The sequence below is a fragment of the Pseudomonas sp. R25(2017) genome (assembly GCF_002112565.1).
GTDB classification, from domain to species: domain Bacteria; phylum Pseudomonadota; class Gammaproteobacteria; order Pseudomonadales; family Pseudomonadaceae; genus Aquipseudomonas; species Aquipseudomonas ekonensis.
Window position 1 is genome coordinate 198305 of record NZ_NEHZ01000008.1, and the last position, 24691, is coordinate 222995.

Here is a 24691-nt window from a genome sequence, read left to right on the forward strand (position 1 = left end):
TCCTAGTGGGTCGGCCCGAGGAAGGCCAGCCATCGGCGTTCGGCGAGGCGGAACAGGCCGACCAGCGCAAAGGTGACGGTCAGGTAGATCAGGGCGGCGATGCCGAACGACTGGAAGGTCAGGAAGGTCGCCGAGTTGGCGTCCCGCGCGACTTTCAGGATGTCCGGGATGGTCGCGGTGAAGGCCACGGTGGTCGAGTGCAGCATCAGGATCACTTCGTTGCTGTAGTACGGCAGCGAACGGCGCAGGGCCGACGGCATGATCACGTAGGCGTACAGTTTCCAGCCGGTCAGACCGTAGGCCTTGGCCGCTTCGACTTCGCCGTGGTTCATGCTGCGGATCGCCCCGGCGAAGATCTCCGTGGTGTAGGCGCAGGTGTTCAGGGCGAAGGCCAGGATCGTGCAGTTCATCGCATCGCGGAAGAAACTGTCGAGCACCGGCTGGGCGCGCACGGCGGCCAGGCTGTAGATCCCGGTGTAGCAGATCAGCAGCTGGATGTAGAGCGGCGTGCCGCGGAACAGGTAGGTGTAGAACTGCACCGGCCAGCGGATGTAGAAGTGCGGCGAGACCCGGGCGATGGACAGCGGGATCGAGGTGATGAAGCCGATGAAGATCGAGGCGCTGAGCAGCCAGAGGGTCATGGCCAGCCCGGTGATGTTGTTGCCGTCGGTATAAAGGAAGGCTTTCCAGTAGTCCTGCAGGAGTTCGATCATCGGATGGCCTCCCGGGCCCCGGCGGCGTAGCGGCGTTCAAGCTTGCGCAGGATGAAGTTGGAGGCGCTGGTGATCAGCAGGTAAATCAAGGCGGCCAGCACCAGGAAGTAGAACAGCTGATAGGTGCTCTTGCCGGCGTCCTGGGCGGCCTTGACCAGGTCGGCCAGGCCGATGATGGACACCAGCGCGGTGGCCTTGAGCATCACCATCCAGTTGTTGCCGATGCCCGGCAGGGCGAAACGCATCATTTGCGGGAACACCACGAAGCGGAAACGCTGGCCGCGCTTGAGGCCGTAGGCGGTGGCGGCTTCGACCTGGCCCCGGGGCACCGCGAGGATCGCGCCGCGGAAGGTTTCGGTGAAATACGCGCCGTAGATGAAGCCCAGGGTCAGCACGCCGGCGCTGAACGGGTCGATCTCGATGTATTCCCATTCCATGTAATCGGTGAGGGAGGTCAGCCAGGTCTGCAGGCTGTAGAAGATCAGCAGCATCAGCACCAGGTCCGGCACCCCGCGGATCAGCGTGGTGTAGAGCTGGGCGGGCAGGCGCACCAGCTTGACCTTCGACAGTTTGGCGCTGGCGCCGATCAGGCCGAGCAGCACGGCCACCAGCAGCGACAGCGCCGACAATTTGATGGTCATCCAGGTGCCTTCCCACAGCAACGGGCCGAAGCCCTTGAGGCTGAAGGCGGAAAGCCCCAGATTCTGTAATAGGTTTTCGAACATGAATCAGCAACCTGAACGGATGAGAAAGGCGCCCATCCGGGATGGGCGCCGTGGCATTACTTGCCGCTGTACAGATTCAGATCACCGAAGTGTTTCTTTTGAATCTCTGCGTATTTGCCATCATCGTGTAACGCTTTGATACCTTTATCCAAAAGCGCTTTCAGCTCGGTGTTACCTTTCTTAATACCGACAGCGGTCTTGGACGGCAGCAGTTTGTCGTCCACCGGCTTGCTCACTTCATAGTCGGCGCCCTGCGGCGACTTCAGGAAACCCAGCTCGGCCTGCAGCATGTCCTGGATCGAGGCGTCCAGGCGACCGGAGACCAGGTCGGCGTACACCTGGTCCTGGTTGGCGTAGGCTTGGGTCTTCACGCCGGCCTTGTCCAGCACGGCCTTGGCGTAGGCTTCCTGGATGGTGCCTTGCTCGTAGCCGACGGTCTTGCCCTTGAGCGACGCGGTGTCGGTGGTGATGCCGGCGCCTTTCTTGTACACGAAGGAGGTCGGGCCGGAGAACAGCTCGTTGGAGAAGTCGATGACCTTCTCGCGGGCCTCGGTCACGGTCATCGACGAGATCACGCCGTCGAACTTGTTGGCCTTGAGGCCCGGGATCATGCCGTCGAAGTCGCTTTCGACCCACTTGCACTTGACCTTGAGCTCGGCGCAGATCGCGTTGCCCAGGTCGATGTCGAAGCCCACCAGGCTGCCGTCGGCCGCTTTCGACTCGAACGGCGCGTAGGAAGGGTCAACGCCAAACCGCAGCTCCTTGTACTCCTTGGCCAGCGTGGAACCGGCAGCCATGCACAACGCCAGTGCAGAAAGGGTCAGCAATGCTTTTTTCATTATTCAATCCCTAAGAACCAATAAGAGCGCTTGTGGGCGCAGAAGTATTGTTACTGGAACGCTTACGACCTATAGAAAGTAGCAATTTCCGAACCAGAGTCCCGAACAAGTGTTTTAAAAGGTGTAGGAAGGGACGGCGCGAGGGATCGGTGCACGGAATCGGGCAGGTGCGATGCGCCGCACCGTTTTGTGACAGCCGTGGTGAGTGATGCAGGTGTGGCGAGGGATCAGGTCAGCAGGTTCTGCAAGGTGGCCAGGTCGTCGGCCTCGTCCACGCTCTTGTCCTGGCGCCAGCGCAGCATGCGCGGGAAGCGCACGGCGATGCCGCTTTTGTGCCGGCGCGAGAGGGCGATGCCTTCGAAGCCCAGTTCGAACACCAGGCTGGGCGTGACGCTGCTGACCGGGCCGAACTTCTCCACGGTGGTCTTGCGCACGATGATGTCGACCTGGCGCATTTCCTCGTCGGTCAGCCCCGAGTAGGCCTTGGCGAACGGCACCAGCGAGCGCTGGCCGGCGCCGGACGGGCCGTCCCACACCGCGAAGGTGTAGTCGCTGTAGAGGCTCGCGCGCCGGCCCTGGCCGCGCTGGGCGTAGATCAGCACCGCATCGACGCTGAACGGATCGACCTTCCATTTCCACCACACACCCATGTCCTTGGTGCGGCCCACGCCGTACAGCGCATCGCGGGCCTTGAGCATCATGCCTTCCACCCCCAGGCGCCGCGAAGCCTCGCGCTGGCGGGCCAGGCCTGCCCAGTCGTCGGCGGTGAGGATCGGCGAGAGCCGCAGAACCGGATCGGCGCAGCCTGCGATGACCTGCTCCAGCTGTTCGCGCCGTTGGCTTTGCGGCCGATTGCGCCAATCCTCGCCCTGCCACTCCAGCAGGTCATAGGCGATCATCGCCACCGGGGCGTCCTCGAGGATTTTCTTGTCCAGGCGCTTGCGGCCGATCCGTTGCTGGAGCAGGGCGAACGGCTGCACCGACGGCGACCCCGGGGTGTCTTTCCAGACCACGATTTCGCCGTCGATCACAGTGCCGTCGGGCAAGCCGCGGAGCAGGCCGCCCAGTTCCGGGAAGCGTTCGGTCACCAGTTCCTCACCCCGCGACCAGATCCACAGCCGGCCGTCGCGCCGCACCGCCTGGGCGCGGATGCCGTCCCACTTCCATTCCACCTGCCAACCGGCGGGCGGGCCCAGCAGCGCCTCGAACTGCTCCGGCGGCTGCGACAGGGCATGGGCGAGGAAGAACGGATAGGGCTGACCGCCGCGCCGGGCGTGCTCTTCGCTGGATTCGGGGGCGATCAGTTGCAGGTAGCGCGCCGCGTCAGGCCGGTTGGCGAGGTCGGTGTAGCCCACCAGCCGCTGCGCCACGCGTTTGCTGTCGAGCCCGGCCATGGCGGCCAGGGCACGGGTCACCAGCAGCTTCGAGACGCCGACCCGGAAGCTGCCGGTGATCAGCTTGATGCACAGCATCAGGCCCGGCCGGTCCAGCTGTGCCCACAGCGCCGGCAGTTGCCGGGCCAGGTACTCCGGGGTTTCGCCGCGCAGCGGCAAGAGCTTGCGTTCGATCCACTCGGCCAGGCCCTCCTCGGAGATGTCCGGGTTCTGCGGCAGCACCAGCGAGAGGGTTTCCGCCAGGTCCCCGACCGCCTGATAGCACTCCTCGAACAGCCACGGCGCCAACCCCGACCGCTCCACCGCCAGATCCCGCAGGATCCGCACCGGCACCAGTTGCCGGGGACGTCCGCCGGCGAGGAAATACACGGCCCAAGCCGCATCCTGCGGCGCCGCCCGGGTGAAATACGCTTGCATGGCGGCAAGCTTGGCATTGCTGGAGGTGCTGGTGTCGAGCTCGGCATACAGGCGGGCGAAGTCTTTCATGGCTGCACCTGGGCGATGGCCGGGCTGTCGTCTTCGTCGTCGCCGTATTCCGTGCTGAAGGCTTGGGCGTCCAGCCCTTGTTCGCGCAGGTGCCGCACCAGCGTGCCGACCGCGCCGTGGGTGACCTTCACGCGTTCGGCGCCGGTCTGGCCGATGGCCCAGAGCAGGCCGGGCCAGTCGGCGTGGTCCGACAGCACGAAGCCCCGGTCCACGCCGCGCCGCCGCCGGGGGCCCCGCAGGCGCATCCAGCCGCTGGCGAAGCCGTCGCTGTAGTCGCCGAAACGGCGCATCCAACTGCTGCCGCCCGCCTGGGGCGGGGCAATGATCAGGGCCTGGCGCAGCAACGGGTCGTTCTTCTGCACGTCACCGGCGTAGCGCGTCGGCGGCAGATGAACGCCGGCCTCGCGGTAGACCCGATTCAGCGGCTCGACCGCGCCGTGGCAGAGGATCGGCCCGAGCGACGGGTCGATGCCGTGCAGAATCCGCTGCGCCTTGCCGAACGCATAGCACAGCAGCACGCTGGCCTTGCCGGCGCAGGTGTTCGCCTGCCACCACCGGTTGATGTCGGCGAACACCTCGGCCTGCGGCTGCCAGCGGTAGATCGGCAGGCCGAAGGTCGATTCGGTGATGAAAGTGTGGCAGCGCACCGGTTCGAACGGGGCGCAGGTGCCGTCGGCCTCGATCTTGTAGTCGCCGGAGGCGACCCAGACTTCGCCGCCGTATTCCAGCCGGATCTGCGCCGATCCCAGCACATGGCCGGCGGGATGGAAGCTCAAGGTGACGCCGTGGTGGGTCAGGCGCTGGCCGTAGGGCAGGGTCTGCAGGTTGATGTCCGGGCCCAGGCGTGCGCGCAGGACTGCGGCGCTGGCGCTGCTGGCCAGGTAATGCCGGTTGCCGGTGCGGGCATGGTCGCCGTGGGCATGGGTGATCACCGAGCGTTCGACCGGCCGCCACGGGTCGATATAGAAATCCCCGGCAGGGCAGTACAAGCCTTCCGGACGCGCGATGACAAGCTCCATGTCGTTACCTCGATAGAGGGGCCTGTCAGCTATGAGGTGAGCGCGGGTCCGAAAGTTCTATCGATTTTGCGGGCGCCGAAAAAGCCGTTTCGGGAGCGTGGTGCGCGCAGGCTGCGGGCGTGACAGCGCGGCCCTGCGGCGTCTTGGCGGACGCCATCGCCAGCAGGCTGGCTCCCACAGTGAAGCGTGGGTGAATGCAGAATCTGTGGTCACGGCAGAACCCTGTGGGAGCAAGCTTGCTTGCGATGACGGCGGCACATCCGGCCTCGATGGACCAGACCGGCCGCCATCGCCAGCAGGCTGGCTCCTACAAGGGAATTTGGGTGGATGCAGAGTTTGTGATCACTGCAAATCCTGTGGGAGCAAGCTTGCTTGCGATGACGGCGGCACAGATGGCCTCGATGGACCAGGCTGTCCGCCATCGCCAGCAGGCTGGCGCCTACAGGGGCCGTGCCCGCCGCCGAGCGGATGCGGCGGCGGGCGGCGTTCATTTGCCTGGGGTGAGGGTCAGGCGGGTCTTGCCGTAGACCCGGTCGAAGTTCTGCGGCTGCATCGGCAGGCCGATGTACTGCCCCTTGAGCCACGGTTCGATCCCGTTCAGGTAGTTCGGGCTGGCCGGGTTGCCGGACTGACCGGTGCCGTTCTGGGCCGACAGCGGTTCGCTTTGGCCGAAGTCGACGATGAAGCGCATCGACGGCGCGCGGCTGACGGCGGCGTCCTGGCCCCAGGCGAAGGCCGCCAGGTTGAGCGTGGTGTGGTCGCCGCCGGCGGCGAGCGGGCCGCGGATCGTCTGGCCGTTGGCGTTTTTCCACTCGTAGCGGTGCAGCTTGCCCCACTGCCAGGCTCTGCGGTCGCCGCCCAGCTGGCTGTCGCCGGCGCTGATGGCGGCGGCCAGGCTGCGGGCCAGGATCGCCGGTTTGTCTTCTTTCTGCGGGGTGCGGACATCGTCCCAGAACGGGCTGTCCTCGCGGCCCAGCAAGTGGTCGGCCTGGGCGGCGTAGGACAGGTCGCCGTTGGCGACGAAGGCTTTCCACGCCGGGCTGCTCTGCGGCCCGAGTTCGTCGAGGAAGATCTGCTTCATGCTTTCCTGCAGGAACAGCTCGTAGATCGCCGCATCGGCGGAGGTCGGGCTGAGCTTGCCGTCGAACGCCATCAGGCGCGTGTAGGCTTCGCGGGCCTTGGCGCGGTCGGCGTCCGGCAGGGCTTCGATCGCCCGCTTGAGCGGCTGGGCCATGCCCGGCGCTTCGAACATCTTCTTCAGTTTGGCGGCGAACAGGGTGGTCTGGTCGTACTGCATGGCAATCACGCTGCGGCTGTCGTGCTTGCCGCTGCCGGCCAGCTCGGCCAGGCGCTCGCCGCGCTCCGGCGCAGCCCAGGAGTTGGACAGCTGCATGCCGTAGCCATGGGGGATGACCCGCTGGTTGGCGGTGCCGAGCCAGCCCTGGGCCGGGGCCTGATCGTAGGGGTGCAGCATCGGGTCGGCGTAGCCGTCCCAATCGTAGCGGCCCTCCCAGCCCGGCGACGGCAACAGGCCTTCGCCCTCGCGGCGGTTCGGGAAGCGGCCGGTGACCTGCCAGCCGATGTCGCTGGCGTCGGCGAACACCAGGTTCAGCCCGATGGCGCGGATTTCCCGGCTGGCGTCCGAGGCGCGCTCGGCGTTCTGCGCGCGGCTCAGGTCGAACAGCGCATCGAGGGACTTGTCGTCGGTGAAGCTCGGCACTTGCAGCGCAAGCCCGAAACCCGAGCCCTGGGCCGCCGCCTGGGCACTGTTGAGCAGCGCACCGTGGCGGGTTTCGTACACCGCTTCGCGGATCGGCCGCTGGCCTTTGACGAAATAGGTTTCCTGGCGCACCGCCAACGGCTGCCATTTGCCGTTGACCTCGTAGGTCAGGCTGCTGCCCTGACGGCGGATCCTCTCCAGGAACAGGTCCTGGTTGTCGCCCTGCACGCTGCTGATGCTCCAGGCCACTTTGCCGTTGAAGCCGCCGAGCACCATCGGCAGGCCGGCCACGGTCACCCCGGCGGCCTGGTATTTGGGAGCGCGGATCTGCACGAAGCTCCACAGCGACGGAGCGGCGAGCGGGCCGTGGCTGTCGCTGGCCAGCAGGCTCTTGCCGCTGCGGCTGCGTTGCGGGGCGATGGCCCAGTTGCTCGACGACCCGGCGCCGAGCAGGTTCAGCGCCGCCAGTTGCTGAGTGGCGTTGCTCAGTTCGCTCAGGCCCGGCACCTGGCCGTTGAGCTTGATGCCTTGCAGCTTGTCGGCTTCGGCCAGCGGTAGGTTTTCGTCTGGCGCCGACGGGGTCAGCCAGGCCAGCTTGTCGGTGGTGACGGTCTGCGCGAGCACCAGCGAGGCGATCTCTTCCGGCAGGTTGGCCGATTGGCTGAAGTTCAGCAGGCAGAAGATCAGCGCCGAATCCTCAGGCTTCCAGTACTCCGGCTTGTAGCCGTTGGCGGCCAGATCCCCCGGCAGTTTGTCGGCGTAGCGGAACAGGTAAGCGTTGACGCCCCGCGCATAGACTTCGAAGAAGCGCTTGAGCCGCGGCGACGAGGCCTTGTACAGCTCGTCGGCGCTTTTCTTCAGGTTGACCGCGCGCATGTAGCGGTCTGCATCCAGCAGGGCCGGGCCGGACATCTCCGCCAGACGGCCCTGGGCCAGCAGGCGCAGGGTCACCATTTGGTTGATCCGGTCGCCGGCATGGACATAGCCCAACGCGAAGAGCGCATCGTGGAAGCTGTTGCTCTCGATCAGCGGCATGCCCATGGCGTTGCGCCGCACCGAGACGTTCTGCGCCAGGCCCTTGAGCGGTTGCACGCCGGAGACGGGCGGGAGCGAATCCTGAGCGTTCCAGGTCTGGCAACCGGCCAGGCTCAAGACGCCGGCCACTGCTGCGGCAACGCCGAACCGGGGAAGAAATTGTGTGAGGGCTGGCGAGGCCATGGCAAGGCTCCTGCGGGGGGTAGCGTCAGTAAAGGCGCTACGTTAGTGAGCGGGAAGGGGCCGCGCAAGCGGGTGACACAGTTATTTCCGGGGCGGGGCGCTGCGTGCGACGGAACGGGGTGCTTGCTCTGCAGCGAACGGAGATGTTGAAGTGGTCGATCAACTGACCTTTCGAGGGAAACACCGCCATGGAGCTTCAGGCCAACGCTGCCCTGATCATCATCGACCAGCAGAAAGGCATCCTGCATCCGCGCCTGGGGCGACGGAACAATCCGCAGGCCGAGGCGCGGATCCTCGACCTGCTGGGGACGTGGCGCCGCAGCGGCCGGCCGGTGATCCATGTCCAGCACTTGTCCCGTTCACCGGACTCGGTGTTCTGGCCCGGGCAATCGGGGGTGGAGTTTCAGGAACGCTTCGCGCCGCAGGACGGAGAGCGGCTGGTCCAGAAGCAGGTGCCGGATGCGTTCTGCGCGACCGGGCTTGAAGCGATGTTGCGCAGGGCGGGGATCGGGCAACTGGTCATCGTCGGCGTGGCGACCCACAACTCCGTGGAGGCCACGGCGCGCACGGCGGGCAATCTGGGGTTCGAGGCCTGGGTGGCGGAGGATGCGTGCTTCACCTTCGACAAGGCCGATTTCTTCGGTGCCTTGCGTTCGGCCGAGGATGTGCATGCGATGTCGCTGGGGAACCTGCACGGCGAGTATGCGACGGTGGTCGGCAGCCGCGAGATTCTGGCGGCGGTCTGAGGGGGCGGCGGTGAATGGGCTGACGTCATCGCTGGCAAGCCAGCTCCCACAGGAAATGTGCGCGACGCGGATTCAATCTGGGAACAGCAGTCTTCTGTCAGTCCTGCGGCGCTTGGGCTGACGCCATCGCCAGCAGGCTGGCTCCCACAGAATCTCGGTTGAATGCAGTGTTTGCGGTCACTGCCGAACAAGGTGGGAGCCAGCCTGCTGGCGATGGCGGTCGGTCAGGCGAAGGCGGTCTTCGCCCCAGGCGTCACGCGCCGTGGCACTTCTTGAATTTCTTGCCGTTGCCGCACGGGCAAGGGTCGTTGCGGCCGACGTCCTTCAGGGCGTTGCGCACCGGCTCCTGGTGGGCGTGGCCGCAGTTCGGGCCGTGGACATGGCCATGGTCGTGGTGGTGATGGTCATGATCGTGGTTGCAGTCAGGGCCATGGACATGAGGTTGCTGGGTCATCGGGGTCACTCCGGAATCAATTCGGCGGGGATTATCACGCCATTGCGCTCCAGGTGCACGTAGTGCGCGATGAATAAACCGGTTTCCATCTCGCCCTGCAGCCGGTAGGGGATCTGCTGGTTCGGGTTCTTCAGCAGTTTCACCACCTCTTTCACCTGGGGCCACAGGTTGGTGCGCACCGGCACCTTATAGAAAGCGCTGCGTTTGGGCCCCACCGTGATCCAGTGTTCGTGCTCGCCCTCGGTCAGCAGCAGGCCGGCCAGGTGCACGCGGTATTCGAGGCCGCGCACGGTCAGGTCGCTGTCGTTGGGGTTGTCGATGCGAAAGTGCAGGATGAACTTCTGTTCCAGCAGCTTGGCCCGCACCACTTCCACCTTCACCAGATGCACCGCCGGATCCGGCAAGTCGTCGGCGAACCACGAGGCGCAGCCGCCCAGGGCCAGAAACAGCAGCAGGCTGAGGAATTGCAGGTTGCGCCATCGACCGGGCATGGAGTCACTCCTTTTCGGCCCAGTCTAGACGCCGCTCACCTCACGCGCCGAAATACCCCGCGCAGCACTTCTTGAACTTCTGCCCGCTGGCGCAGGGGCACGCGTCGTTGCGGCCGGTCTTCATCGCCACGGTCGGGTCGATGAAGTACCAGCGGCCGGCGTTCTGCACGAACGACGAGCGTTCGCGGTGGCTGTGTTCGCCCTGGCTGTCGTGCCAGCGGGCGGTGAAGGTGACGAAGGCGTGCTCCGGCTGGCCGCCGAGCACTTCCGAGCTTTCCACCTCAAGGCCGAGCCAGGTGCTCTGGGCGCTCCAGTCGCTGATCGAGTGGCGATCCAGCCCCGCTTGCTGGGCAGGCAGGGTGGTCGCCACCAGGTAGTCGACCAGGCCCAGCACATAGGCGCTGTAGCGCGAGCGCATCAGGGCTTCGGCGCAGGGGGCCGGATGACCGGCGTGATAATGGCCGCAGCAGGCTTCCAGCAGATTGCCGCTGCCGCAGGGGCAAATGGCTGTACTCATTGCGTCACCACCAATATTTGCCGAAGTTTTCCGGGTTGGCCCAGAACTTCGAGTTGAGCCAGTCGGGGACTTGCTTGTAGTCAAGCAGATCGTAGGTGAACAGGGTCAGCACCTGCTCGTCGCGGGCAAAGCGCTCGCTGGCCTGCAGGGCCAGGGAGTAGAAGTCCGTCTCCTGCCAGCCGCTGGCCGCAAGGTCCGCCAGCACGGCGATGCGGCTGGCGTTGAGGTTGCGGATGCCGCCCAGCAGGTTCAGGCCGTCGCGCTTGGGCAGGTGCTCCAGGCAATCGACCACCAGCGCCAGGTCGAACCGCTGCGCGGCGAGCTCATCGGGCAAGGCGCCGGGAGCGGCGTGGGCGACGCGGGTGTCCGGGTGGGCCTCTTTGAAGGCGGCCAGGGCCGGGAACTCGCTGGCGCCGATCAGCAGCAGGCGGGCCGGCGCGTAGCGGTCGAGCAGGGCGGCCAGCGCCTGCTGCGGCGTACGGGGGGAAAGGGCGACGGTCATGGAAAATCCTCGGTCAGGCCGTCAAGACTAGCGTGCCGGGGCGCAGGAGCCTAGCGCCCTGTTTCGCGGGTTTGCGGCAAGTGCGGCGAAGTCCCGTGAACAGGCGTGCAAACAGCCATCACCTATTGCTGGCGGAGATTAAAACTCCGGTCTTTACTCCCTGAATCGGTTGCAAGCCGATCCCTCAGGAGAAAACTAGATGAGCATAGTTCGGACAGCATTGCCCTTGGTTCTGCTAACCAGTGTGTTGACTGGTTGTGCAGGTTTGCAGAAAACCGACTGGCCGACCTGTGCGGCAGTCGGCGGTGTCGTCGGCGCAGGTCTCGGGGCGACGGAAAGTTCGTCCTGGGCCGGTTACGGCGCGCTGTTGGTCGGTGGTACGGCAGCGGCCTACTGCTGGGTGCACGGTGACGGCGACGAGGACGGCGACGGTGTGCCGGACAGCCGCGACAAGTGCCCCCATACGCCTCGCGGCGTGAAGGTCGACGCCGACGGCTGCCCTCCACCGGCACCTGCGCCAGTGGTGGAAGAAGCGGTCGTGGTCAAGGAAGAAACCATCGTGATCCGCGATGTGCACTTCCAGTTCGACAAGGCCACGCTGACGCCATCCGATAAACAGGTCCTGGACAAGGTCGCCTCGCGCCTGAAACAGGAATCCTCCACCGCGCAGCTGACCGTGACCGGTCACACCGACAGCGTGGGCAGCGATGCCTACAACAAGAAACTGTCGGACCGCCGTGCGCACTCGGTGGTCGAGTACCTGATCCAGCAAGGCGTGCCTCGCGCAAGCTTCGTGTCGGTGACCGGTGCCGGTGAAAGCCAGCCGGTGGCGGACAACAAGACTGCGGACGGCCGCGCGCTGAACCGTCGCACGGAAATCAAAATCGTGCGTTGAGCCCCCTCGCATCCGCGGCTTGTGCAGTCGCGGATGCGGGTCTTTACTCCTGTGTAACCGGTATGGGCCGGTGACACAGGAGCTTTCACGATGAGTGTTCTCACAAGGTCCGTCTTGCCGGTTCTGCTGCTGGGCAGCCTGCTGACCGGTTGCGCCACCCACAGCGATGGCACCGCTCCCCTCAATCAACGCACGTGGCCGATCTGCAGCCTCATCGGCGGGCTGGTCGGCGGCGGTCTCGGCGCGCTCGAAAACGGCGGTTGGGCGGGCGGCGGCGCGGCGTTGGGGATCCTCACCGGCGGACTGATCTGTTACGCCCAGGACGGCGATGAAGACGGCGACGGCGTGTTCGACCGCCGCGACCGTTGCCCCGACACACCGGCCAACACACCGGTCGACCACCGCGGCTGCCCGCTGCCGCAGTACCCGGCCACCGAGAAACCGGCCCCGGCCCCACAGACCGAAGTCATCACCCTGAGCGATGCCGGCAACGTGCTGTTCGATTTCGACAAGTCCGACCTGACCCCGGCGGCGAAAAGCCAACTGGATTCGTTGATGGACAAGCTGCGCAACGCCGACGTGGTAAGCATCAAGGTCATCGGCCACACCGACAGCAAAGGCACCGACGCCTACAACCAGGCCCTGTCGGAGCGGCGCGCCAGCAGCGTGGCGGCGTACCTGCTGAGCCAGGGGCTGGAGCCCGGCAAGCTCACCAGCGAAGGACGCGGCGAGCGCGAACCGGTGGCGGACAACAACACCGATGAGGGCCGTGCGCAGAACCGTCGCGTGGAACTGCACATCAATCGTTAGGAATTGTCTGTAGTCCGCAGGCTAGAGCTGTCGGCCGCCGAATCACGGCGTGCCGGCGGCCGTCCGGCGGGTGACAGGTTTTTTTCATTTTCCCCTCTGGCTAATCCATCACCGAAGCCGTTACTGTGCGCCCAAAGAATAATTCCGACACGGGGGAGCGTATGAAGCTGTTATGGGGGCTGGGGCGGTTGTTGACCCTGCTGTTCGTTTGCGTGGTGCTGGCCAATCAGTTGGTGCCGTTTGTCCGTCCGCTGCACCTGCTGGTCAACCTGGCCGGCGGTCTCTGGCTGCTGATCCACGTCCTGGAGGCGCTGCTGTGCAACCGCAGCCTCAAGGGGCGCCCGCACCCTTGGCGCGACCGTGGCCGCATCCTGCTGTTCGGCGTTTTCCACCTGCAAACCATCCCGGCCCCGGCCGCCCCGGAGGCTTCCCATGCGTAAACTCTGCCTGCTCGCTGCATTCATCAGTCCACTGGCCTGCGCCCAGGTGGTCAGCGTCGAGACCAACTCCCTGATGCGCCTGCCCAACACCGCCAGCACACTGCAGCTGGAACGGCTGGAGGTCGCCGACTACGGCACCTTGCTGGTGCCGGCCAACGTCACCGAACTGACCGTCAAGGAATTGCGCCTGGGCCACGAAGCGCGGATCGCCATCGTGCCGGGCGAACAGGCGCTGGACATGAAGGTCAGCCGTGCGGACCTGGCCGAAGGCAGCCGGATCACCGCGCGCGGGGCGCCGGGCACTTACGAAAAAGCGGCCCGCGCCGGGCGCAACCTGAACCTGCAGTTCAAGGCGCTGAACGCGCCGCAGCTGTCGGTCGATGCCCGCGGCGGCACCGGTGCGCCCGGGTTCGTCGGGCTGGACGGCGCCAACGGCCAGGATCCGGGCTGCACCTGGGGTCAGGCCGGACGCGGTTTCGACGGCAGCAACGGCAGCGACGGCCAGCCGGGCGCGCCGGGCGGCCTGGTGCGTCTTGAAGTGCCGCGGGACTTCCCGGCGCAGTTGATCAAGGTCGATGTGGCCGGCGGCGCGGGCGGCCCGGCGGGGCCTGGCGGCAAGCCAGGGGCGGGCGGCAAGTCCAAGGGCTGCCTGGTGTACCGCGCCGACGGCGGCAAGAGCGGCCGCCCGGGCGCCGACGGCCAGCCCGGGCCTGTGGGCGCGGCTGGCTCCGTGACCGTGCAGCACCTGTAAGCCATTGCGCTCAGACCAGGGAGCAGGCTTCCTGGCCTGAGCGGTGTCGCGTGCGGCTCAGAACGTCGGCCGCGCCGCCGCCACCGCCACCAGGGCAATCCCGACCAGCAGGTTGATCCCCACCACCCGACGGATCCGTCCCAACACCGCCGCGCCCGCCGGCCAGTCCTTCGCCTCCACCGCCGTGCGCAGCTCCGGCAGCATCAAGGCCTGAATCCGGATGAACAGCGCCGTCATGACCACGAACAGCCCCATCATCACCTGCACGTACCGCGGCGCGTTGTCGAAGCCGATCTGCTGAAGGTGCAGCATGCCCACGCCAGTGACGGGCAGCAGGATCACTGCACCCCACACCCAGCGGAAAAAACCTTGAAACACTTCCACCCACAGGGTCAGCCGGCCGGGGCCGTCCAGGGCCTTGACCGCGGCGGGGCGCAGCACCATCCAGGCGAAGAACATGCCGCCGACCCAGACCAGGGCGGCGAGCACATGCACGGGGTAAACGAGGCTAAAAGGTGTCATTGGGGCACTCCGTTCTGCGCGGGACTGATTAGCGGGGTATGATAGCGGCCGATCCGAACCACTGAAAATTTATCCAGCGCTTTTTGCGCCCGACACCCCATGATCAGCACCGAACTCAAAACCACGATCCAGGGCGCCTACTCGCGTTTCCTCGAGGCCAAGAGCCTCAAGCCGCGCTACGGCCAGCGCCTGATGATCGCTGAAGTCGCCAAGGTCCTCGGCGACATCGACACCGACGACGAAGGCAAGCGCAGCGGCGACCCCGCGATCGTCGCGGTGGAGGCCGGCACCGGTACGGGCAAGACGGTGGCCTACAGCCTGGCGGCGATCCCCACCGCCAAGGCCGCCGGCAAGCGGCTGGTGATCGCCACCGCCACCGTGGCCCTGCAGGAGCAGATCGTCTACAAGGACCTGCCCGACCTGATGCGCAACAGCGGGCTGAACTTCAGCTTCGCCCTGGCCAAGGGCCGCGGCCGCTACCTGTGCCTGTCCAAGCTCGACATGCTGCTGCAGGAAGGCCACGCGCAGACCGCCACCGCGCAGCTGTTCGAAGAGGAAGGCTTCAAGATCGAGGTCGACGAGGCCAGCCAGAAGCTGTTCACCAGCATGATCGAGAAGCTCGCCGGCAATAAGTGGGACGGCGACCGCGACAGCTGGCCCAACGCCCTGGAGGACGCCGACTGGGCGCGCCTGACCACCGACCACAGCCAGTGCACCAACCGCCATTGCCCCAACTTCGGCCAGTGCGCCTTCTACAAGGCCCGCGAAGGCATGGGCAAGGTCGATGTGATCGTCACCAACCACGACATGGTGCTGGCCGACCTCGCGCTGGGCGGCGGCGCGGTGCTGCCGGATCCGCGCGACACGATCTACGTGTTCGACGAAGGCCATCACCTGCCCGACAAGGCCATCGGCCATTTCGCCCATTACACGCGCCTGCGCTCCACCGCCGACTGGCTGGAGACCACCGCCAAGAACCTCACCAAACTGCTGGCCCAGCATCCGTTGCCCGGCGACCTCGGCAAGCTGATCGAACAGGTGCCGGAGCTGGCGCGGGAGATCAAGGCCCAGCAGCAGTTCATGTTCAGCGCCTGCGAGCAGATCGCCGACTTCCGTCCAGGCGAAGACACCGAAGGCCGCGAGCGGCCGCGCCACCGCTTCGTCGGCGGGGTGATCCCCGAGCACATGCGCGAAATGGGCATCGAGCTGAAGAAGGGCTTCGCCCGGCTCAACGACCTGTTCACCCGCCTGACCGACCTGCTCAAGGAAGGCATGGACGGCGAGGTCAACATCGGCATCGCCAGCACCCAGGCCGAAGAGTGGTATCCGCTGTTCGGCAGCCTGCTGTCCCGGGCCTCCGGCAACTGGGAGCTGTGGACCGCGTTCACCGCCGAGGACCCGGAAGACAACCCGCCCATGGCGCGCTGGCTGACCCTGGCCGAAAGCGGTTCGCTGTTCGACATCGAGGTCAACGCCAGCCCGATCCTGGCGGCGGAGACCCTGCGCCGCAGCCTATGGAACGTGGCGCACGGCTGCCTGGTGACCTCGGCGACCCTGACGGCGCTCGGCACGTTCGACCGTTTCCGCATGCGCGCCGGCCTGCCGAAGAAAGCCGTCACCGCCGTGGTGCCGAGCCCGTTCCACCATTCCGACGCCGGCGTGCTGCGGGTGCCGGACCTCAACGCCGATCCGCGGGACGCCGCCGGCCATACCGCCGCGATCATCCGCGACCTGCCGGATCTGGTCGAAGGCTCGCGGGGCAGCCTGGTGCTGTTCTCCTCGCGCAAGCAGATGCAGGACGTGTTCGACGGCCTTGACCGCGACTGGCGCAAGCAGGTGTTCATCCAGGGCAACCTGTCGAAGCAGGAAACCCTGAACAAGCACAAGGCGCGGGTCGACGGCGGCGATTCCAGCGTGCTGTTCGGCCTCGCCAGCTTCGCCGAGGGCGTGGACTTGCCGGGGGCCTACTGCGAGCACGTGGTGATCGCCAAGATCCCGTTCTCGGTGCCGGACGATCCGGTCGAGGCCGCGCTGTCGGAGTGGATCGAGGCCCGGGGCGGCAACCCGTTCATGGAGATCGCCGTGCCGGACGCCTCGCTCAAGCTGGTCCAGGCCTGCGGCCGCTTGCTGCGCACCGAAGAGGACCGCGGCATCATCACCTTGCTGGATCGGCGACTGGTCACCCAGCGCTACGGCAAGGCCATCCTCAATGCGTTGCCGCCGTTCCGGCGTGAAATTTCCTGAGGCACCGGTGGGCAGTTTTGCCCGCCGCGTTGTCTATCTCTCAGCCATCGCCTGTCCATTGGCCTTCACGGGTCGCTAGGGAGAATTCCGTTCTTATGATTCGCCGTTCGTTGCCTGCCGCTTTTGCCCTGATGTTCGCCGCCCCGTTGCTGGCGGCGCCAACCGGCCAGCAGACCCTGTTCAATTTCGTCCGTCCCGCCGACGTGGTGAAGGTGACCACCGAAAACGCCGACCTGCCCCAGGCCAACGCCGAGCAGACGCCCGAAGGCGAAGTGCTGCGCCGGGTGACGTTCAGCCCGGCCGCCCGTCCGACCCTGCGTCTGGCCCCGCAGACAGGCGCCTGGGACTGGTCGCAGTCCGGCATGATGAGCCTGCGCCTGCAGAGCGCCATGGACTGGGCCGTCACTGTCTACGTGCAGATCCAGAGCAACGACGGCAAGACCCTGACCAGCCGCGTCGACCTGCCGGCGGGCCCCGCGCAGACCCTACTGGTGCCGTTGACCGCGAGCTCGCCCCTGAGCCAGGGCATGAAGGCCGCGCCGCCGATGCCGATGACCGTCGACGGCCAGCGGATCCTGCTGGCCGGCAGCAGCGGCGAGCTGGATCGCAGCCAGGTGGTGTCGGTCAGCCTGTCGCTGGATCGGCCCAAGGCTGCGCAAAGCCTGTTGCTGGAGCGCTTCGGCGTGCAGGACGGCGACGAGGCGGTCAAGGCCGCCTACGGCAACCTGGTGGATGCCTATGGCCAATCCACCCGGGGCAAGTGGCCGGAGAAGGTCGCCAATGACGAACAGCTCAAGGCCGCCGCCGCCAAGGAACAGCAGCAACTCAAAGGCTGGCTGGCGGAACGCGAGAAGGCGCCGCTGGACAGGTTCGGCGGCTGGACCGGTGGCCCGGCGTTCAAGGCCAGCGGTTTCTTCCACACCGAAAAACGTGACGGTCGCTGGTATCTGGTGACGCCGGAAGGCCATCCGTTCTACTCGCTGGGGGTGAACACTGTGAGCCCGGACGTGAACCCGACCTACGTCGCCGGGCGCGAATGGATGTTCGAATCCCTGCCCAAGCCCGACCAACCGCTGGCCAACCATTACGGCGAAGGCGACAACCGCGGCGGCAACGGCGCCGATCAGGGGCGCGGCTACAACGTCGGGCGCTGGTACGATTTCTATGGCGCCAACCTGCAACGCTTGAACGGCGATCCTTGCGCCACGCAGGTGCAGAGCCAACCCGATGCCGAGGCGGCCGCTGCCGCCGCCGTGCCGTGCAAGGCCACGATCGACGAGAAGCGCTGGACCGCCCACACCCTCGACCGCCTGCTGGCCTGGGGCTTCAACACCGTGGGCAACTGGAGCGCTTCTCCATTGGGCAACGCCCAGCGCATGCCTTACACGTTGCCGCTGTCCATCGTCGGCGACTACACCAGCATCAGCACCGGCAACGATTGGTGGGGCGGCATGCCCGACCCGTTCGACCCGCGTTTTGCCATGGCCACCGAGCGCGCCGTGGCCATCGCCGCCCGCGACCACCGCGACGATCCGTGGCTGATCGGCTACTACGCCGACAACGAACTGGCCTGGGCCGGCCCCGGCGACGACCCGAAGTCGCGCTACGCCCTGGCCTACGGCACCCTGAAAATGACCACCGACGTGCCGGCCAAACGCGCCTTCCTCAAGCAGTTGCGGGACAAGTACCGCAACCAGGAAGGCCTGTCCAAGGCCTGGGGCATCGACCTGCCGGCCTGGGAACTGATGGAGGATCCGGGCTTCGTGCCGCCGCTGCCGAGCGCCGAGCACCCGGAGATCGAAGCCGACTTCAAGTACTTCCAGAAAGTGTTCGCCGACACCTACTTCAAGACCATTTCCGATTCGCTCAAATGGCATGCGCCGAACCAGATGCTGCTCGGCGGCCGCTTTGCCGTCAGCACCCCGGAAGCCGTGGCCTCCTGCGCGCAGTTCTGCGATGTGCTGAGCTTCAACCTGTACACCCTCAAGCCCCAGGACGGCTACGACTTCGCCGCGTTGCGTGAACTGGACAAACCGGTGCTGATCACCGAATTCAACTTCGGCTCCACCGACCGCGGCCCGTTCTGGGGCGGTGTGACGCCGCTGGCCAAGGAAGAGGACCGCGGCCCGGCCTACGCCAACTTCCTCAAGCAGACCCTGAGCGAGCCGGCGATCGTCGGCGTGCACTGGTTCCAGTACCTGGACCAACCGGTGACCGGACGCCTGCTGGACGGCGAGAACGGCCACTTCGGCCTGGTGGGCGTGACCGACCTGCCGTTCCAGGGCTTTGTCGAGGCGGTGCGCAAGAGCAACCTGGCGACCGTCGGGCAGATCGGCAAAGAGGCTGCGCGACCTGTGAGCGACGCCGGGCATGAAGCCGAAGGCGGGCGCAAGGGCGAGGCCGGCAAGGGGCCGGGCGCCGGCCATGCCGGGGGGCACTCGGGCAACGGCCACTGACACCATCGCCAGCAGGCGGGCTCCCACAGGGATTGCGTTGCAGTCAACGGCTGTGGGAGCCGGCCTGCTGGCGGTGAGGCCGGCCGCAGCCGAAAACCTCCGATCCTCACTTCGGCCGCACAACCGCCCGGCCCGCAGCAGTTCCCAAAACCCTCAAGGGCTGGAACAATGCCGGCCACTTTGTAGAGCGTTTGGGCGGGGGAGTTGCGGGTGCAGATTCAGGGACATTACGAGCTTCAGTTCGAAGCGGTGCGCGACGCCTTCGCGGCATTGTTCGACGATCCCCAGGAGCGCGGCGCGGCGCTGTGCATCCGGGTCGGCGGCGAGACCGTCCTCGACCTCTGGTCCGGCACCGCCGACAAGGACGGCAGCGAAGCCTGGCACAGCGACACCATCGCCAACCTGTTCTCCTGCACCAAGCCGTTCGCCGCCGTCACGGCGCTGCAACTGGTGGCCGAAGGCAAGTTGCAGCTGGACGTTCCCGTCGCCCGCTACTGGCCGGAATTCGCCGCCGCCGGCAAGGAATCCGTCACCCTGCGCCAATTGCTCTGCCACCAGGCCGGCCTGCCGGCCCTGCGCGAGCTGATGGCCCCGCAAGCCCTGTACGAATGGCAGACCATGGTCGACGCCCTCGCGGCAGAGGCGCCGTGGTGGACGCCGGGCACCGGCCACGGCTACGCCGCGATCACCTACGGCTGGCTGGTGGGCGAACTGCTGCGCCGCGCCGACGGACGCGGGCCGGGCGAATCCATCGTGGCGCGGGTCGCCAAGCCGTTGGGGCTGGACTTCCATGTCGGCCTGGCTGACGAAGAATTCCATCGCGTGGCCCATATCGCCCGGGGCAAGGGCAACGTCGGTGACGCCGCCGCCCAGCGCCTGCTGCAGGTGACGATGCGCGAGCCGACCGCCATGACTACCCGCGCCTTCACCAACCCGCCGTCGGTGCTCACCAGCACCAACAAGCCGGAGTGGCGGCGCATGCAGCAGCCGGCGGCCAACGGCCACGGCAATGCGCGCAGCCTGGCCGGGTTCTACGCCGGCCTGCTCGACGGCAGCCTGCTGGAAGGCGAAATGCTCGACGAGCTGACCCGCGAACACAGCCTCGGCGAGGACAAGACCCTGCTGACCCGCACCCGTTTCGGCCTCGGCTGCATGCTCGACCAGCCCGACGTGCCGAACGCCACCTACGGCCTCGGCCCGCGCGCCTTCGGCCATCCGGGAGCGGGCGGTTCCGTCGGTTTTGCTGATCCGGAGCACGATGTCGCGTTCGGTTTTGTGACAAATACCTTGGGGCCGTACGTCTTGATGGATCCGCGCGCGCAGAAGCTGGCGCGGGTGCTAGCCACTTGTCTGTAAAGCATTGCCGGAGGTTCCAGGGCCGGAACCTCATCCGTTTTTTCGATTCAAAGCGTCTGTTTATCCGGGCCGACCCGTGCCGGTTGTTCATCACTTCATTTTGTGGGTTTCCAATGTCTTCCAAACCAACTCTCGCCCTGGCCCTGTGTTTTGCGATCACCGGTTGCGCTCAGACCCCGAAAAGCGACGCCGACGGCGGCAGCTGGTGGCCGTTCGGCTCCTCCGACAAGGTCGCGGCGAAAGAGCCGGCACCGGCCCCGGCACCGCTGAAGCCCGCCGTCACTGCGCCTGTGGCCAAGTCCGAAAGCGGCAGCCATTGGTACTGGCCGTTCGGTTCCGACGACGCCAAGGCTGACGTCAAGGCCGAGGCCAAGCCTGAAGCGAAACCCGAAGCCAAACCGGTCGCCGTGGCCAAGGCCGACGCTGACAAGGGCGGCAAGTGGTGGTGGCCGTTCGGCGGCAAGGATCAGGACACCAGCGCCAAGGCCGCGCCGATGCCTGACCCGAAAGTCACCCAGGCCTGGCTCGACGACTACGAGCCGCGCCTGCGCGAGGCGATCAAGGAAAGCAACCTGCAACTGGAGCGCCGCGAAAACGTGCTGGTGGTGACGGCGCCGGTGGAAGGCTCGTTCAACCCGGACCGTCCGGCGATGCTGCTGCCGATCACCCTCGGCCCGTTCACCCGCGTGGCGAAGATCCTCGAAGCGGATCCCAAGACCGCCGTGCTGGTGCTCGGCCACAGCGACACCACCGGTGCCGCCCCGGCCAACATCAAGCTGAGCCAGGAACGTGCCCAGGCCGTGGCGGCGATCTTCCGCCTCAGCGGCCTGCAGCGTGACCGCCTGATGCTGCGCGGCATGGGTTCCGAAGCGCCGCGTGCGGCCAACGACAGCGCCGAAGGCCGTGCCCTGAACCGTCGCGTCGAGCTGCTGGTGACCCCGCAGAACACCATGGTCGCGCTGCTGAGCAAATACAACATGCCGGCGCCGAAGCCGGTGACCATGGTCGCCGCGCAAGACGTCAAGCCAGCCGCCAAACCGGTGACGCCGGCCCCGGCCGCCAAGAAAGCCGCCGTGCCGGCCACCAAAAAGGCCCCGGCCAAGAAAGCCGCCGCCAAGGCTCCGGCCAAGAAAACCCCGGTGAAGAAGACCGCACCGGCCAAAGCCGCCACGGCCGACAAGAAAGTCGCCGCGGCCGATACTTCAAAGAAGTGATCCGTTAACGAAAAGGAATGCGCCATGACCCAGGCTCTGGCAGATATGCGTCGTGATTACACCCGTGACGGCCTGACCGAGGCGCAAGCCCCGGCCGAGCCGTTCGCGTTGTTTCACCAATGGTTCGCCGACGCGGTGAAAACCGAACAGGCGCCGGTGGAGGCCAACGCCATGACCCTGGCGACGGTCGATGCGGACGGCCGTCCGCATTGCCGCATTCTGCTGCTCAAGGGCCTGGACGAGCAGGGGTTCACCTTCTTCACCAACTACGACAGCGCCAAGGGCCAGCATCTGGCGGCGAACCCGTTCGCCGCCATGACGTTCTTCTGGCCTACCCTGGAGCGCCAGGTGCGGATCGAAGGCCGGGTGGTCAAGGTCACGCCGGCCGAGTCCGACGCGTATTATCAGGTGCGCCCGCTGGGCAGCCGCCTGGGCGCCTGGGCGTCACCGCAGAGCCGGGTGATCGACGGGCGGGGGGAACTGGAGGATCTGCTCAAGGCCACCGAGAAGCGCTTCAGCGACACCCAGCCGGACTGCCCTGAACACTGGGGCGGTTACCGTCTGCTTCCCGAGCGCATCGAGTTCTGGCAGGGCCGTACGAGCCGTCTGCACGATCGCCTCAACTACCGCATGCAGGGCGCCGGCTGGATTCTGGAACGTCTGGCGCCGTAGGCAGTCTACCGCTCGGGATAGTCTGCCGCAGCGGCCTTGAGCCACTGCGGCAGATCCCGACGCTTGATCTTCTGTTTTTGAGCCTGTGCCAAGCGTTCAAGCATGAAGGCGCGTTTGCTTTCGTCCTTGCCGGCCAGCGACAATGCCAGATCGCGATCCATCCAGCGTTTGATTCGCACGTACAGCCACCCATGGAAGTACAGACCGGCAACGGTTGTGGCGACGATGATGAAGTAATCCATGAAAATCCTTGGGGCTGTGGCGCGGTTTTCCGATTTTGGCGCTACTGTTGGGTGAATCGTTTGAGGCGCCTGTACCGGGCCTGAATGAAACCAATTTTATCCGGGCGGCGCCGTGACAGGCGTCAAGCTGCGGAGTTTAATGAATACCTGTCCTTTGGAGTTGATCCTATGCGTAAGTCTGTCCTGCTGGTTGCTTCCTTTTCCACGATGGCGATGCTGCTCACCGGCTGCCAGTCGAGCCTGACCGGCGACACCTACTCCCGTGACGAAGCGCGTCGCGTGCAGACGATTCGCATGGGCACCATCGAATCCTTGCGTCCGGTGAAGATCGAAGGCACCAAGACCCCGATCGGCGGCCTCGCCGGTGCAGCGGTGGGCGGCGTCGGCGGCAGCGCCATCGGCGGCGGCAAAGGCAGCATCGTGGCGGCGGTCATCGGTGCCGTGGCCGGCGGCCTGGTCGGCTCCGCCGCCGAAGAAGGCCTGACCCGCACCCAGGGCGTCGAAATCACCGTTCGCGAAGACGACGGCAGCATGCGCGCCTACGTGCAGGAAGTGCAGCCGAACGAAGTGTTCCGCGTGGGCGAGCGCGTACGCATCTCCACCGTGGGTGGCACCAGCCGCGTTTCGCACTAAGCGGATTGCAGTTGAAGAAAACCCCGACCGGGTGACCGGTCGGGGTTTTTCTTTGTGTGCTGATTGTTCACGAAGCGGCCGGGCTCAGCCTTACGACTCTGAGGTCAAATACAAATCGAGATTTCTCGGCAGAGTCAGGGCGGTCGCTTTCTCAATGTCACACATTTGCTGCTCTGTCAGTCGATAGTCATGCATGCTCTCCTCCTGATTGATCCAGCCCATGATGATTTTCAGTTCTGCAGCACCAATTGAAATGCTCTTTTCATACTCCGGGAAATCCTCCCCCTTTTTGACGCCCATTATCCGATGTCTCATGGTTCTACCTTTCTGGTTGGATCTGCAGGTTTGGTCTGAGCACCCGTTTCATGGTTGAACTCACCAAGATGCTTCCCCCGCTTTGTATATGTTTCAAACGCTCCATGCTGGAAGTCTCATTCGTAAATGGTGCCGTCTCTATCTTTCCAACGTGGACGTAACCCTCCACCTCCCTTTATCGGGGTTTTTGGGGTCGCCCAGCGCGCATCGGGAAAGGCAGGTAGAAAACTTGGCTTTTGATGGTAGTTGCCGTGCGGAGCGCTCACCACAATGTAAACCGGCCTGACCCCAGAATCCGCCGGAAACACCAGAATGAAATCCCGATATTCCGGCGGATAGACCGGGTTCACCAGAATGCTGTCCGCCGCTTCCGTCGGCGGGTACACCCAGATGTGCGGCGCCTGCGGGGCGGCTTCCAGGGCCGGGATGCCGAGGGTGTCGGCGCCGTCGTTGGCCGGTGTCCAGATCAGTTCAATGCCTTCGCCAAGGTCTGCGGTGTACTGGTTGCCGCGCGGAGCGAACTGCACGACGTCGACCATTTCCCAGTCGCGGTGCTTGCCGGTGTAGAAGCCGTAACCCTTGAGGTTGCCGTCCTCCTGCTGTTCGATTCGCAGGCGCACGCGGGTGCGGGCCTGTTTGAGGGCGCGCAGTTGGTCGTCGGTGTAGAGCGCGCTGTCGCCCAGGCTCAACGGCATCAGCAATGCCACCAGTCCCGTCAGCGTGGCCGCAGCGGTGCCGGCGGCCACGGTCGGCAAGGCTTCGAACAGGGAACCGGCGAGGGCGAACGTGCCCAGGCCTGCGGGGATGGCCGCGCCGCTGATTTTCCTGAGGGGCACGCCGCCGCTGGCATCGGCCTCGCGGGCGCCGAGCAGGATCAGGTCGCCGTAGTCCTTCAGGCTGTCGGTCGGCACCATGCCGGAGGGATTGGCGTAGTCGATGACCGCGTCCGGCAATTTGCAGGACTTGGCGAACACGCAACCGGCGCGAACCGGTTCAGGCTTGTCGGCGGCTGTCTCGCGGCTGCGTTCGAAAGCCGCCTGCCGCGCAAGCATGGCGTCGTAGGCGCTCTGCCGGGCCTCGCGCTCGGCCAGTTCGGTGGCCGTCATGTAGCGGTGGGTGATGAGATGTCCGTCGCCCGACGGCGGGTTGGGAATCTTGGGGATGTCCTTTCTGCCAGCCACTGATCGTCCTTTCGTTCATGCATCGACAGCCCCGACGAAGGGGCTGCACGACGTTAGCGAAGGGAACAAAGCGTGGCTGTAGGACGTATCTGCGATGAAGTGGGGATTGTTCGCCGTGAGCGTGTAACGAGGGAGC

The 24691-nt window shown here is 65.9% G+C and carries 24 protein-coding genes and 1 pseudogene; 11 read left to right on the forward strand and 14 right to left on the reverse strand.

Going from position 1 to position 24691, the window contains the following annotated elements; translation table 11 throughout:
* Positions 1 to 2 precede the first annotated feature (2 nt).
* The 6 genes from CAG31_RS12905 to CAG31_RS12935 all read right to left on the reverse strand — a co-directional run bounded on the left by CAG31_RS12905 (position 3) and on the right by CAG31_RS12935 (position 8114).
* Positions 3 to 713 carry an ABC transporter permease gene (locus CAG31_RS12905; RefSeq protein ID WP_085581582.1) on the reverse strand — a complete coding sequence of 237 codons (711 nt, stop codon included), beginning with the start codon at positions 711 to 713 and terminating at the stop codon, positions 3 to 5.
* A complete protein-coding gene (locus CAG31_RS12910; protein ID WP_085581584.1) occupies positions 710 to 1438 on the reverse strand; it encodes an ABC transporter permease in 729 nt (242 codons plus the stop codon). The genes CAG31_RS12905 and CAG31_RS12910 overlap by 4 nt, the downstream gene beginning before the upstream one ends.
* Positions 1439 to 1494: 56 nt before the next feature.
* Positions 1495 to 2277, reverse strand: a complete 783-nt coding sequence (locus CAG31_RS12915) for a transporter substrate-binding domain-containing protein (RefSeq protein ID WP_085581586.1) — start codon at positions 2275 to 2277, stop codon at positions 1495 to 1497.
* A 227-nt stretch (positions 2278 to 2504) separates the two neighbouring features.
* Entirely contained in the window at positions 2505 to 4157 is a 1653-nt protein-coding gene (locus CAG31_RS12920; RefSeq protein WP_085581588.1) for an ATP-dependent DNA ligase, read from the reverse strand.
* Positions 4154 to 5176: a ligase-associated DNA damage response exonuclease gene (locus CAG31_RS12925; RefSeq protein ID WP_085581590.1), complete on the reverse strand. Its 1023-nt coding sequence runs from the start codon at positions 5174 to 5176 to the stop codon at positions 4154 to 4156. The genes CAG31_RS12920 and CAG31_RS12925 overlap by 4 nt, the downstream gene beginning before the upstream one ends.
* A gap of 487 nt (positions 5177 to 5663) precedes the next feature.
* Positions 5664 to 8114 (reverse strand): penicillin acylase family protein, encoded by a 2451-nt coding sequence (locus tag CAG31_RS12935; protein ID WP_085581594.1) that lies wholly within the window; start codon positions 8112 to 8114, stop codon positions 5664 to 5666.
* Between the two features lie 188 nt (positions 8115 to 8302).
* Between CAG31_RS12935 and CAG31_RS12940 the strand changes: the two genes are divergently transcribed.
* The gene (locus tag CAG31_RS12940; protein WP_085581596.1) at positions 8303 to 8860 is read left to right on the forward strand and encodes a cysteine hydrolase family protein; all 558 of its coding nucleotides are present in this window, start codon (positions 8303 to 8305) and stop codon (positions 8858 to 8860) included.
* A 253-nt stretch (positions 8861 to 9113) separates the two neighbouring features.
* Here the strand turns inward: CAG31_RS12940 and CAG31_RS12945 are convergent, their stop codons facing one another.
* From CAG31_RS12945 to CAG31_RS12960, 4 genes are read right to left on the reverse strand one after another with little or no spacing between them, the layout of a single operon-like run.
* Positions 9114 to 9314 carry an SEC-C metal-binding domain-containing protein gene (locus CAG31_RS12945; RefSeq protein WP_085581598.1) on the reverse strand — a complete coding sequence of 67 codons (201 nt, stop codon included), beginning with the start codon at positions 9312 to 9314 and terminating at the stop codon, positions 9114 to 9116.
* Positions 9315 to 9319: 5 nt separating this feature from the next.
* Entirely contained in the window at positions 9320 to 9805 is a 486-nt protein-coding gene (locus CAG31_RS12950) for an LEA type 2 family protein (RefSeq protein WP_085581600.1), read from the reverse strand.
* A gap of 40 nt (positions 9806 to 9845) precedes the next feature.
* Entirely contained in the window at positions 9846 to 10322 is a 477-nt protein-coding gene (locus tag CAG31_RS12955; RefSeq protein ID WP_085581602.1) for a YchJ family protein, read from the reverse strand.
* Positions 10323 to 10326: 4 nt separating this feature from the next.
* The gene (locus CAG31_RS12960) at positions 10327 to 10824 is read right to left on the reverse strand and encodes a DUF6231 family protein (protein ID WP_085581604.1); all 498 of its coding nucleotides are present in this window, start codon (positions 10822 to 10824) and stop codon (positions 10327 to 10329) included.
* A 199-nt stretch (positions 10825 to 11023) separates the two neighbouring features.
* Between CAG31_RS12960 and CAG31_RS12965 the strand changes: the two genes are divergently transcribed.
* The 4 genes from CAG31_RS12965 (at position 11024) to CAG31_RS12980 (ending at position 13720) form a co-directional block, all read left to right on the forward strand.
* Complete coding sequence (locus tag CAG31_RS12965; RefSeq protein ID WP_085581606.1) at positions 11024 to 11719, forward strand: OmpA family protein; 696 nt, start codon at positions 11024 to 11026, stop codon at positions 11717 to 11719.
* Between the two features lie 90 nt (positions 11720 to 11809).
* The gene (locus CAG31_RS12970; RefSeq protein WP_085581608.1) at positions 11810 to 12529 is read left to right on the forward strand and encodes an OmpA family protein; all 720 of its coding nucleotides are present in this window, start codon (positions 11810 to 11812) and stop codon (positions 12527 to 12529) included.
* A gap of 161 nt (positions 12530 to 12690) precedes the next feature.
* Complete coding sequence (locus CAG31_RS12975) at positions 12691 to 12969, forward strand: DUF1145 domain-containing protein (RefSeq protein ID WP_085581610.1); 279 nt, start codon at positions 12691 to 12693, stop codon at positions 12967 to 12969.
* Complete coding sequence (locus CAG31_RS12980) at positions 12962 to 13720, forward strand: collagen pro alpha-chain precursor (protein WP_085581612.1); 759 nt, start codon at positions 12962 to 12964, stop codon at positions 13718 to 13720. Before CAG31_RS12975 ends, CAG31_RS12980 begins: the two co-directional genes overlap by 8 nt.
* Before the next feature lie 57 nt (positions 13721 to 13777).
* Here CAG31_RS12980 and CAG31_RS12985 read toward each other — a convergent pair whose 3' ends face one another.
* Positions 13778 to 14242: a CopD family protein gene (locus tag CAG31_RS12985; RefSeq protein ID WP_085581614.1), complete on the reverse strand. Its 465-nt coding sequence runs from the start codon at positions 14240 to 14242 to the stop codon at positions 13778 to 13780.
* Between the two features lie 99 nt (positions 14243 to 14341).
* On the opposite strand from CAG31_RS12985, the gene dinG reads away from it, so the two are divergent.
* The 5 genes from dinG to pdxH all read left to right on the forward strand — a co-directional run bounded on the left by dinG (position 14342) and on the right by pdxH (position 22184).
* Complete coding sequence (dinG, locus tag CAG31_RS12990; protein ID WP_085581616.1) at positions 14342 to 16486, forward strand: ATP-dependent DNA helicase DinG; 2145 nt, start codon at positions 14342 to 14344, stop codon at positions 16484 to 16486.
* 95 nt (positions 16487 to 16581) lie between these two features.
* Positions 16582 to 18942 (forward strand): beta-galactosidase, encoded by a 2361-nt coding sequence (locus tag CAG31_RS12995; RefSeq protein WP_085581618.1) that lies wholly within the window; start codon positions 16582 to 16584, stop codon positions 18940 to 18942.
* Between the two features lie 210 nt (positions 18943 to 19152).
* Positions 19153 to 20298 (forward strand): serine hydrolase domain-containing protein, encoded by a 1146-nt coding sequence (locus CAG31_RS13000; RefSeq protein WP_085581620.1) that lies wholly within the window; start codon positions 19153 to 19155, stop codon positions 20296 to 20298.
* A gap of 113 nt (positions 20299 to 20411) precedes the next feature.
* Positions 20412 to 21512: an OmpA family protein gene (locus CAG31_RS13005; RefSeq protein WP_085581622.1), complete on the forward strand. Its 1101-nt coding sequence runs from the start codon at positions 20412 to 20414 to the stop codon at positions 21510 to 21512.
* A 24-nt stretch (positions 21513 to 21536) separates the two neighbouring features.
* Positions 21537 to 22184, forward strand: coding sequence for a pyridoxamine 5'-phosphate oxidase (gene pdxH, locus CAG31_RS13010; protein ID WP_085581624.1), 648 nt, complete (start codon positions 21537 to 21539; stop codon positions 22182 to 22184).
* A 5-nt stretch (positions 22185 to 22189) separates the two neighbouring features.
* Here pdxH and CAG31_RS13015 read toward each other — a convergent pair whose 3' ends face one another.
* Positions 22190 to 22426: a hypothetical protein gene (locus CAG31_RS13015; protein WP_085581626.1), complete on the reverse strand. Its 237-nt coding sequence runs from the start codon at positions 22424 to 22426 to the stop codon at positions 22190 to 22192.
* 168 nt (positions 22427 to 22594) lie between these two features.
* Here CAG31_RS13015 and CAG31_RS13020 point away from each other — a divergent pair, with 168 nt between their 5' ends.
* The gene (locus CAG31_RS13020; RefSeq protein WP_085581628.1) at positions 22595 to 23059 is read left to right on the forward strand and encodes a glycine zipper 2TM domain-containing protein; all 465 of its coding nucleotides are present in this window, start codon (positions 22595 to 22597) and stop codon (positions 23057 to 23059) included.
* Positions 23060 to 23149: 90 nt separating this feature from the next.
* Here the strand turns inward: CAG31_RS13020 and CAG31_RS13025 are convergent, their stop codons facing one another.
* The gene (locus tag CAG31_RS13025; protein WP_170929959.1) at positions 23150 to 23359 is read right to left on the reverse strand and encodes a hypothetical protein; all 210 of its coding nucleotides are present in this window, start codon (positions 23357 to 23359) and stop codon (positions 23150 to 23152) included.
* An 11-nt stretch (positions 23360 to 23370) separates the two neighbouring features.
* Positions 23371 to 24555 (reverse strand): annotated as a pseudogene (locus CAG31_RS13030) (S-type pyocin domain-containing protein).
* Positions 24556 to 24691: the final 136 nt, after the last annotated feature.

Bases quoted from the DNA above. Each gene is read 5' to 3' on its own strand.
- CAG31_RS12975 (WP_085581610.1), top strand. From the start codon at position 12,691: ATGAAGCTGTTATGGGGGCTGGGGCGGTTGTTGACCCTGCTGTTCGTT.
- CAG31_RS12970 (WP_085581608.1), top strand. From the start codon at position 11,810: ATGAGTGTTCTCACAAGGTCCGTCTTGCCGGTTCTGCTGCTGGGCAGC.
- CAG31_RS12940 (WP_085581596.1), top strand. From the start codon at position 8,303: ATGGAGCTTCAGGCCAACGCTGCCCTGATCATCATCGACCAGCAGAAA.
- CAG31_RS12955 (WP_085581602.1), bottom strand. From the start codon at position 10,322: ATGAGTACAGCCATTTGCCCCTGCGGCAGCGGCAATCTGCTGGAAGCC.
- CAG31_RS12925 (WP_085581590.1), bottom strand. From the start codon at position 5,176: ATGGAGCTTGTCATCGCGCGTCCGGAAGGCTTGTACTGCCCTGCCGGG.
- dinG (WP_085581616.1), top strand. From the start codon at position 14,342: ATGATCAGCACCGAACTCAAAACCACGATCCAGGGCGCCTACTCGCGT.
- CAG31_RS12995 (WP_085581618.1), top strand. From the start codon at position 16,582: ATGATTCGCCGTTCGTTGCCTGCCGCTTTTGCCCTGATGTTCGCCGCC.
- CAG31_RS12920 (WP_085581588.1), bottom strand. From the start codon at position 4,157: ATGAAAGACTTCGCCCGCCTGTATGCCGAGCTCGACACCAGCACCTCC.
- CAG31_RS12915 (WP_085581586.1), bottom strand. From the start codon at position 2,277: ATGAAAAAAGCATTGCTGACCCTTTCTGCACTGGCGTTGTGCATGGCT.
- CAG31_RS12980 (WP_085581612.1), top strand. From the start codon at position 12,962: ATGCGTAAACTCTGCCTGCTCGCTGCATTCATCAGTCCACTGGCCTGC.
- CAG31_RS12950 (WP_085581600.1), bottom strand. From the start codon at position 9,805: ATGCCCGGTCGATGGCGCAACCTGCAATTCCTCAGCCTGCTGCTGTTT.
- CAG31_RS13005 (WP_085581622.1), top strand. From the start codon at position 20,412: ATGTCTTCCAAACCAACTCTCGCCCTGGCCCTGTGTTTTGCGATCACC.
- CAG31_RS13020 (WP_085581628.1), top strand. From the start codon at position 22,595: ATGCGTAAGTCTGTCCTGCTGGTTGCTTCCTTTTCCACGATGGCGATG.
- CAG31_RS13015 (WP_085581626.1), bottom strand. From the start codon at position 22,426: ATGGATTACTTCATCATCGTCGCCACAACCGTTGCCGGTCTGTACTTC.
- CAG31_RS13025 (WP_170929959.1), bottom strand. From the start codon at position 23,359: ATGGGCGTCAAAAAGGGGGAGGATTTCCCGGAGTATGAAAAGAGCATT.
- CAG31_RS12945 (WP_085581598.1), bottom strand. From the start codon at position 9,314: ATGACCCAGCAACCTCATGTCCATGGCCCTGACTGCAACCACGATCAT.
- CAG31_RS12910 (WP_085581584.1), bottom strand. From the start codon at position 1,438: ATGTTCGAAAACCTATTACAGAATCTGGGGCTTTCCGCCTTCAGCCTC.
- CAG31_RS12965 (WP_085581606.1), top strand. From the start codon at position 11,024: ATGAGCATAGTTCGGACAGCATTGCCCTTGGTTCTGCTAACCAGTGTG.
- CAG31_RS12905 (WP_085581582.1), bottom strand. From the start codon at position 713: ATGATCGAACTCCTGCAGGACTACTGGAAAGCCTTCCTTTATACCGAC.
- CAG31_RS12985 (WP_085581614.1), bottom strand. From the start codon at position 14,242: ATGACACCTTTTAGCCTCGTTTACCCCGTGCATGTGCTCGCCGCCCTG.
- pdxH (WP_085581624.1), top strand. From the start codon at position 21,537: ATGACCCAGGCTCTGGCAGATATGCGTCGTGATTACACCCGTGACGGC.
- CAG31_RS12960 (WP_085581604.1), bottom strand. From the start codon at position 10,824: ATGACCGTCGCCCTTTCCCCCCGTACGCCGCAGCAGGCGCTGGCCGCC.
- CAG31_RS12935 (WP_085581594.1), bottom strand. From the start codon at position 8,114: ATGGCCTCGCCAGCCCTCACACAATTTCTTCCCCGGTTCGGCGTTGCC.